The sequence below is a fragment of the Alphaproteobacteria bacterium genome, assembly GCA_035625915.1.
Classification (GTDB): domain Bacteria; phylum Pseudomonadota; class Alphaproteobacteria; order JACZXZ01; family JACZXZ01; genus DATDHA01.
On record DASPOR010000156.1, the window covers coordinates 1 to 8,310 of the forward strand.

General features: G+C 61.1%; 8 protein-coding genes. 4 read left to right on the forward strand and 4 right to left on the reverse strand.

Going from position 1 to position 8,310, the window contains the following annotated elements; all coding sequences use genetic code 11:
* A partial coding sequence (locus tag VEJ16_12170) for a hypothetical protein (GenBank protein ID HYB10419.1) occupies positions 1-1,411 on the reverse strand: 1,411 nt, incomplete at its 3' end.
* Between the two features lie 129 nt (positions 1,412-1,540).
* Positions 1,541-1,963 carry an SxtJ family membrane protein gene (locus tag VEJ16_12175; protein ID HYB10420.1) on the reverse strand — a complete coding sequence of 141 codons (423 nt, stop codon included), beginning with the start codon at positions 1,961-1,963 and terminating at the stop codon, positions 1,541-1,543.
* Positions 1,964-2,221: 258 nt separating this feature from the next.
* Between VEJ16_12175 and VEJ16_12180 the strand changes: the two genes are divergently transcribed.
* Positions 2,222-3,043 carry a sporadic carbohydrate cluster 2OG-Fe(II) oxygenase gene (locus VEJ16_12180; GenBank protein HYB10421.1) on the forward strand — a complete coding sequence of 274 codons (822 nt, stop codon included), beginning with the start codon at positions 2,222-2,224 and terminating at the stop codon, positions 3,041-3,043.
* A gap of 8 nt (positions 3,044-3,051) precedes the next feature.
* Positions 3,052-3,477 (forward strand): LIC12192 family sporadic carbohydrate cluster protein, encoded by a 426-nt coding sequence (locus VEJ16_12185; protein ID HYB10422.1) that lies wholly within the window; start codon positions 3,052-3,054, stop codon positions 3,475-3,477.
* A gap of 42 nt (positions 3,478-3,519) precedes the next feature.
* Here the strand turns inward: VEJ16_12185 and VEJ16_12190 are convergent, their stop codons facing one another.
* Positions 3,520-4,800 carry a nucleotide sugar dehydrogenase gene (locus VEJ16_12190; protein HYB10423.1) on the reverse strand — a complete coding sequence of 427 codons (1,281 nt, stop codon included), beginning with the start codon at positions 4,798-4,800 and terminating at the stop codon, positions 3,520-3,522.
* Positions 4,801-4,985: 185 nt separating this feature from the next.
* On the opposite strand from VEJ16_12190, the gene VEJ16_12195 reads away from it, so the two are divergent.
* Complete coding sequence (locus VEJ16_12195) at positions 4,986-6,413, forward strand: mannose-1-phosphate guanylyltransferase/mannose-6-phosphate isomerase (protein HYB10424.1); 1,428 nt, start codon at positions 4,986-4,988, stop codon at positions 6,411-6,413.
* A 15-nt stretch (positions 6,414-6,428) separates the two neighbouring features.
* On the opposite strand, the gene VEJ16_12200 is transcribed toward VEJ16_12195, so the two are convergent.
* Positions 6,429-7,406 (reverse strand): NAD-dependent epimerase/dehydratase family protein, encoded by a 978-nt coding sequence (locus VEJ16_12200; GenBank protein ID HYB10425.1) that lies wholly within the window; start codon positions 7,404-7,406, stop codon positions 6,429-6,431.
* 239 nt (positions 7,407-7,645) lie between these two features.
* Here VEJ16_12200 and VEJ16_12205 point away from each other — a divergent pair.
* Positions 7,646-8,310, forward strand: a 665-nt coding sequence (locus VEJ16_12205; protein ID HYB10426.1) for a squalene/phytoene synthase family protein, incomplete at its 3' end; no start/stop codon positions are given.

The following is an 8,310-nucleotide window of genomic DNA, read 5'->3' on the forward strand; positions in this document are numbered from 1 at the left end:
AATCGCCTGCCTCGAGCGCCATTTGCCCGAGGAGCCAATGTGCATGCGGATGTTCAGGAGCAAGCGACAAAACGCGACGACAGAGCATTGCCGCGTCGTTCGATCTCCTCTCGACCGCACACCATTGCGCCAACTCGATCAGGCTCTCGGAATCCTGCGGAAGTGCGCTCCCCAGAGCGCGGACAGCCTCGCGCCTAAGCCGCCAATATCGGCCCGCACTCAAGCGCCACAGCCGTGCCGGCACCTGGACGTTCGCAAGCATCAGTCCGGCCGCAGCCGCACCCCGATTCCGGCCGGATGTTAAAAGATGCTCGTAAATCGACACCGCCGCCGCGCGCCCGGTTTGGCGCAGACGCCGGGCCGTGGCGAATGGCGATTCTTCGTTCACCGGTGGTGAGGGGCCGGGGCCAGCTTGCTCGATGCGACGTACCATATCGGCGAAAGCGGCCTTGAGCGCTTCCGGGGAATCGCTTTCCCACACAATGCGGTGCGTCTCGGGAAAGCCGCTCGGCTGCCGCCCCGGCTCGAAGCCCATGGCGCGGATCGGCGTTGGGCAGGACCGGGCTGACGCCAGGTTGAGCAATTTCACGACGATCGAGCGACACTTCGGATTAAGCCAAACGAGCTGCATCGGCCCATTCGCCGACATCATGTTCAGGTAGGCGCGCTCGTAAAGCGCTGCGCGGAGGTCAACATCGAGCGAGGCTGCATCGAACGTCAGCAGGCCATCCAGTTCCAGAGGTGGATTCTCAGAGACGCGTTCGGTATCTCGAAGCACAATTGGGCAATAGCGATCCGGGTCGAGACCGCGCGCAAAGCGGGCCCAGGATGCAACATCGCTATTTTGTTCGCTGAAATAACTCGCTTCGCGCAACGTCAGGACGATTGGCCGACGGCCGCCAACATGCTGGTCCAGCCAACGGGAAACGACGGCGTGAGCCTGAACGGGGACCCGCCATCCCGGCAAGGACTCGCCACAGGCGAGGGCCGCCATGATGTGAGCCCATTGGTATGCGTCATCGACGGGCCGGTCGACGGAATAGCCGCTCGGAAAGAGCCGGCCATGCGTTGACGAGCGAATCGCTTTTGCGTTGGCGCGCCCGCTTGCGAGGGTAACGCCGTTGCAATGGCGCATGAGGCCGGCAAGAGGGATCAATAGGCGGCGCAGACGTGTTGATTTGTCGCTCGCGGCATAGCTTTCCCTGTCCCAGAAGCCGTCGCCTTCGGCCGGTACGATCACGACATGGAAGGCCGAGTGGCCGCCTCGCCGGCGCGCCATCTCTGCAAGCGCCAGAAACGTCGCGAAATCGTAGCCTGTTGGAGAGACATTCAAATCGTAGAACGCCCACAGGAGGGTGTCCTCGTCCCGGGCGGCTGTCTTGCCTCGCGACGAATCCTCCCCCCCGTTCATATGACGCACCGGGCCACGTACCGGGGCCTACTCCGCGATGGCGCCGTCCGAGGCGCGGAAATGCAAATCGGAGCGCCACTCAAGTTCGCTGAAAGAGTGCGCACGGCCTCATCGTCCGCTAGCCGTCGATCAAAATTGATTCTTCATTGACTCAGGCGGCGGTCCCGGCGGCATACGCTGGATCCAATAAGTTTTCGCATTGGGATCGAAACGTCGCCGCAGTGGGTCTTTGCCCCCAAGCCGCATGGCCAAACCCATTGGTACGATTGTGGTTACGAAGAGCAGCCCCATGGCCACAGGCGTCACGACCTTGCTCAAGAGCAGGCCAGCCTTCAGCCACAATCGGTTGAAGGGTGCCAGGAGACGGGGCGTTAAGAGGCTGACGAGCACGATGAGGACAGCAAGTCCAAGCGACCAGATGCGTGGCTGGCGGCCGGATAACATCGGGCCTAAGCCAACAACGAGGAAAAACGCGCCGAACACCAGCCCAAACGAGCGGTTCGACGATCCCTTGACATGCTCCTCGCGACGTAAATCCTCGTGGTGCGACAAGATCCCCCATCCTTCTCGTCTCGTAATAACGGAACCCGGCGTCTGGGTCGCCCAACACCTCGGGCCGGAGCGGACGGTAATGCGTCGCAGGCGCACCCGCAAGCTTCCTCGGATGCGGCTGCTCGGTCTGCTATTGTTTTACATTCGATGCTGGGACATGGTATGCGCCGTGAAACGGATTTTCGCCTACTTGCCGCGCGTTGTCGACGATAACGGCGGGAAGGGGCGGCGCCACTCCCGCCAAGAGAGGGTTGGAACTTGACAGTTGTCGATTCATTTCTCACGAAGGCCGAGCGAGAGCTCAGTGAGGACTTTCTTGCGAACGGCTATGTGATCCGGGATGTCGACGATCAGAGCGCGTTGGATGCGATCAGGGCGGAGATTGTCGGTCAGATCTGCCAGCAACTCCGCCGCGACATGCCCAATGAGCACGGCGAATTTCTCAACAATATTCACAAAATCGTGGAGCCGGAAAAGCTCAACGAACTCCGTCTCGCCGTTTATCGGAACATGAATGGCAACCTTTGGTTCCGCCCAACCTATTACGCACTCGGGCGCCGTTCTATCGACTCCCTTGTCGGCAACGAATTGGCAATGCAGAACCGGGTCAACCTCTCGATCCAGATGCCCAATGACGACAGCTCATTGCTTGACATCCACGCCGACGTCTTCGGCGGCGAGACGCCATTTCAGATTGTCCAATGGCTGCCGCTCGTCGACTGCCGCGATACGAAGTCCATGTTCATCCTGCCATATCCGAAAAGCGAGCGAGCGAGCAAGAACCTCAGCCGGGTCGGCGACGGCGGCATGAGTGAGCTGTACGCAAGCGTCGAAAAAGACCTCGTCTGGCTCGACATCCCCTATGGCAAGACCCTGATATTTTCGCCGAATTGTCTTCACGGCAACATCGTCAACCGCGTGCCCGAGACGCGCTGGTCGCTGAATTGCCGGTTCACTGGCCTGTTCACGCCTTATGCAAGTCCGGAAAAGAAGATCGGCTCGTTCTATCTTCCGATCACGACGCGGCCGGTCAGTCTGGTGGGCATGCGCTACGAGCAACCTGGCGGGTTCGAGGAATAGGGGCGATCATGCCGGCTTCTCGTGTCGGTTTTCGCGGCTATGTCAGCTCCCGGGAATTCGGCGGCTTGCGTGTACCCGTCCCGATACAGGCGTTGGTACTAAGGGACTACTGCACGCGCAAACAGCTCATTTACAAGCTCCATGTCAGCGAAAACATGTTCCCGAGTTCCTACATGGTGCTCGAAGGCTTGATGAGGTCGCTCGACGGCTTCGAGGGCGTGTTGATGTTCAGCATGTTCATGCTGCCCGAGCGATCCGCACGGCGCGCGCGCATCTATCGCCAGGTTTTCGATCTTGGCGTTGAACTTCATCTTGTATCGGAGGAGATGGTGATCAAGGTGCAGGAAGATGTTGAGGCGGTCGAGGAGATCCTGTCGGTCTATCACACGCTGCAATCATGTCCGAAGAGCCTGCCGGCGGAGTTCCAGCGCTAGCGCAGCCAAAGAAAGGCGTGGATGCCCGGTTCTCGCCCTGGATCAAAGTTCCCAGCGAATCATCCCGGAAGGCAGTTCGACTTGCCGCCAGATGCCCTTGACGTCGGCGACGACGCCATCGGGCTGGACCAGGCGGCGGAAATCTTCGGCCGTGAACGAGCGATATTCATCGTGGGCCACAGCGCCTATGAGGCAATCGTGCGGTGCAAGTTGGGCAAAGCTGGTAACGAGGTCGAATCCATAGAGCGATTTCGCTTCCAGAGGATCGGCATGGGGGTCATGGACGTCGACGACGTATCCGTTGGCGCGTAAGCCGTTGACAAGATCGACGACTTTGCTGTTGCGCAAATCCGGAACGTTTTCCTTGAACGTGAGCCCGAGCACGAGCACGCGGCGGCCGCTGCCGCGCCTGCCGCATATGGCTTTCGATATCGCGTTCGCAACGTAGCCGCCCATGCCGTCATTGATCCGCCGGCCGGCAAGAATGACCTCCGGATGATGACCGAGGTTTTGCGAGAGATGGGCAAGATAGAACGGGTCGACCCCGATGCAGTGCCCGCCGACAAAACCCGGTGTGAAGGGCACGAAGTTCCATTTGGTGGACGAGGCCGCAAGTACGTCGTGGATCGATAATCCGAGCTTGCCGAAGATCATCGCCACTTCGTTGACGAATGCGATGTTGATGTCGCGTTGGGCATTCTCGATCACCTTTGCCGCCTCGGCAGTCTTGATGCTTTTTGCGACAAACACCTTGCCTCCGTTGACCGCCCCGTAGATCGTGGCGAGCCGGTCGGCAACGGCCGGCGTCTCTCCCGCGACCACCTTTACGATGTGCTCGACCGTATGCCGCCGATCGCCGGGATTGATCCGCTCGGGCGAGTAACCGAGGTGAAAATCCTTGCCGGAAACGAGTCCCGACGCGGCTGCAATCTCCGGTCCACAGATTTCCTCCGTGACGCCCGGATAGACGGTGCTTTCGAGCACGACGATCGCACCCTTATCGACGACCGACCCGACTGTGCGGCAGGCAGCGCGCACCGCTGCAAGATCCGGCAAATTCCGCGCATCGACCGGTGTTGGCACCGTCAGAATGAATACATCGCTGCCGCGCATCGCGTCCGGTGTCGCGGCGATTTCGAGCGCGGTCGCGCGCAAGGCGTCGTCACCGACCTCGCGTGTGCGATCGTGGCCGCGGCGGAGTTCGTCCGAGCGGCTGGCATTGGCGTCGAATCCGACGACTGGAAAATGACGGGAAAGCGCCACCGCAAGGGGCAGCCCAACATAACCAAGTCCGATGACCGCAATGCGGGGCCGCTTAGCCATGACGGAGTAGTATCAATGAATGCATGAGGGTAAGGAAGTATCGGCGACTCATCCCTAGTTAAACAGCGCTACCTTGTCAACATGACCTACTTGGTACGGACCGCGTCGGCAGCACCTACCGTCCGCTCTCGTGCGCCCCCGCGGCATCGTGTTAGTCTCCGCTCGAGACAGAAAGGATGCCCAGCATGGGCGAGAAGATCCATCCCGTCATACTTTGCGGCGGCTCGGGCACGCGGCTCTGGCCATTGTCGCGCAAGGCTTATCCCAAGCATCTTTTGCCGCTCGTTGGGGAGAGAAGCCTCCTCCAGGAGACAGCGATGCGCGTTGCCGACACCACCCGGTTCGAGGCGCCAATTCTCGTCTCGGGCGAGGAGTACCGCTTCGTGACCGGTGAGCAGCTTCGCGAAATCGGCATCGTGCCCCGCGACATCTTGCTCGAACCCGTTGGACGCAATACCGCCCCAGCCGTCACGGTCGCTGCCCTTCTGCTCCACGACACTTCGCCCGGGACGCTCATGCTCGTCCTGCCGTCCGATCACGCGATTGCCGATCATGCCGGATTCCTTGCGGCCGTCGATCGCGCGGCACCTGCGGCGCGCGCTGGCTCGCTCGTCACCTTCGGGATCGCCCCGAAATCGCCCGAGACGGGCTATGGCTATATCCACGCCGCTGCCCCGGTCGAAGGAATACCCGGCGTATTCAGGGTCGAGCGTTTCGTCGAGAAGCCCGACCGTACGAGGGCCGAAGGCTTTCTCGCCGACGGCGGATATTCGTGGAACAGTGGGATGTTCCTCTTCGACGCCGAAACGTACCTCGCAGAGATTGAGCGTCTTGCGCCAGAGGTCCTCATATATTGCCGCAAGGCGGTCGAAAGCAGCGTTCGCGATCTCGATTTCATGCGGCTTGGCTCGTCCGCTTTCAGCAAAGCGCCCGCGATCTCGATCGACTTCGCGGTGATGGAGCACACGGACAAGGCCGCAGTGGTGCTGGCAGACATGGGATGGAGCGACGTCGGCTCCTGGTCGGCATTGTGGGATACCGGAAAAAAGGACGCCAGCGGGAATGTCTTGAGGGGCGACGTCATCGCCCGCGACGTGCGCGGCAGCTATATCCGCGGCGACGGGCATCTCGTGACGGCGATCGGCGTTGCAGACGTCGTCGTGGTCGTGACGAAGGATGCGGTGTTGCTCGTGTCGAAGGATCGCGTACAGGATGTTAAGCAAATCGTCGAAAACCTCGAGCACGACGGTCGCCCGGAGGCCACGCTTCACGTCATGGTCCACCGTCCGTGGGGCGGATATCAGCGGATCGACGCCGGCCAGCGCTTTCAGGTGAAGCGCATCACCGTGAAGCCTGGTGCAAAGCTCTCGCTCCAAAAGCACATGAAACGCGCCGAGCATTGGGTGGTCGTGCGCGGCACCGCGCGCGTCACTGTCGGCGAAAAGACTTTCACGCTCACCGAGAACGAGTCGACTTTTGTGCCCGTGGGCGTCAAGCATCGGCTCGAAAATTGCGGAACCGAGCCCCTCGATCTCATCGAGGTGCAGACGGGCGCTTATCTCGGCGAAGACGACATCCTGCGTTTCGAGGACCTCTATGGCCGCGCGGTCTAAATCCGCGCTGATCGCTCAGACCCCGTGAAATGCCCGATACCATTCGACAAAGCGCGGCACGCCCTCGTCGATCGACGTTCGCGGCGCGAAGCCGATGTCGCGCGTCGTCGCTTCGATATCGGCAAAGGTCTCCGGCACGTCGCCGGGCTGCATGGGTGCGAGTTCGATCTTCGCCTGGCGGTTGGTTTCCCTTTCGATCAGCGACACGACCCGGCGAAGCTCCTCAGCGCGATGATTGCCGAGATTGTAGAGCCGGTGCGGTGCGTCGTGGTGACGATCGGGAGGCCTGTCGAGGCAGGCGAGAACGCCGTCGACGATATCGTCGATATAGGTAAAGTCCCGCCGCATGTTGCCGTGATTGAAGAGTTGGATCGGCCGATCCTCGAACATCGCCTTCGTGAAGATGTACATCGCCATGTCCGGACGTCCCCACGGTCCATAAACCGTGAAAAAGCGCAGGCCCGTCGCGGGAAGCCCGAAAAGGTGACTATAGGCGTAGCTGATCAGCTCCGCTGAACACTTTGTCGCCGCATAGAGCGAAACCGGCCGGTCCACGCGATCCCCGACCGAGAACGGCCGCTTGGCGTTGCCCCCATAAACCGAGGACGAGCTTGCGTAGACGAGATGGTCGAGTTCTTCGAGGCGCCGCGCGAGTTCGAGCACCATGTAGTGCCCCTGGACGTTCGCATGGATATAAGCACCGGGGTTTTGTATCGAATACCGCACGCCCGCTTGCGCCGCCAAATGCACGATGCGCGTAATGCCCGGGTGTTTCAACGCGAGCGCCAAAAGGACGCCGTCCTCGGCGACGTCGCCGCGTTCGAAGGCGAAGCGGTCGACCGACGTCAGTTCCGCAAGCCGGGCCTCCTTGAGGCGCACGTCATAATAGTCGTTCAAGTTGTCGATGCCGACGACCGCCTCACCGCGGGCGAGAAGCGCTCGGCTTACGTGAAAGCCAATGAAGCCAGCAGCCCCCGTGACCAAGACCGTCATGCCTGCTCCTGCCGCCGGATCGAAACGACGCTCCTTTTACCGGCGTCATAACGAGCTGTCTATGCCGGCTCGATTCGACGGCCATCCGTACCGCCGGAGGGCCGCCGTCCGGTGCTTCCGAGCGATCCGTTGCGACCGTATCGATCCCCTATCCCTGGGGCGTTTCGTTTGCGCCGAGAAGATGCTAAGGAGTGCGCCATGCGCATGGATGCAAAGCCGCCCGGCGAGACACGCCCCGCATGACGGATCGGGCCGAACAAGTCGAAACGCCCTCGGGAAAAGGAGCGGAAGACGAGAATTTTCCTGTGGGCTCGCTGCTGTTGCCGAAGGCGCTTAGGCCTCATGTGGCGCTCTTTTATGATTTTGCCCGGGCGATCGACGACATCGCCGACAATCCATCGCTCAAGCCCGCCGAAAAAACGGCCCGGCTGGACGGCTTCGCGGCGGCCATTCTCGGCCGAGGCTCGGGCGATCCAGCTTACCGCAAAGCGCACCTCCTGCGCGCGAGCCTGATCGCGACGGGTGTTACCACCCAACATTGCATCGATCTCGTCACGGCCTTCAAACGGGACGCGACGGTTCTGCGTTACGCGAGCTGGGAGGAGCTGATCGACCAGTACTGCATGCTTTCGGCTGCCCCGGTAGGACGCTACCTCCTCGACCTCCATGGCGAGGATCCTTCGGGCTATGGCGCATCCGATGCACTTTGCAACGCGCTTCAGGTGATCAACCACCTCCAGGATTGCAAGGATGACTTTCTGAACCTCAACCGCGTTTACCTGCCCCAAGACTGGCTCGCAGCGGAAGGCTTAACCGTTTCGGCACTCGAAGCGCCCCACGCCAACCCCGGACTTCGGCGCGTGCTCGACCGATGCATCGACGGCACCGAGAAATTGCTGGTCGA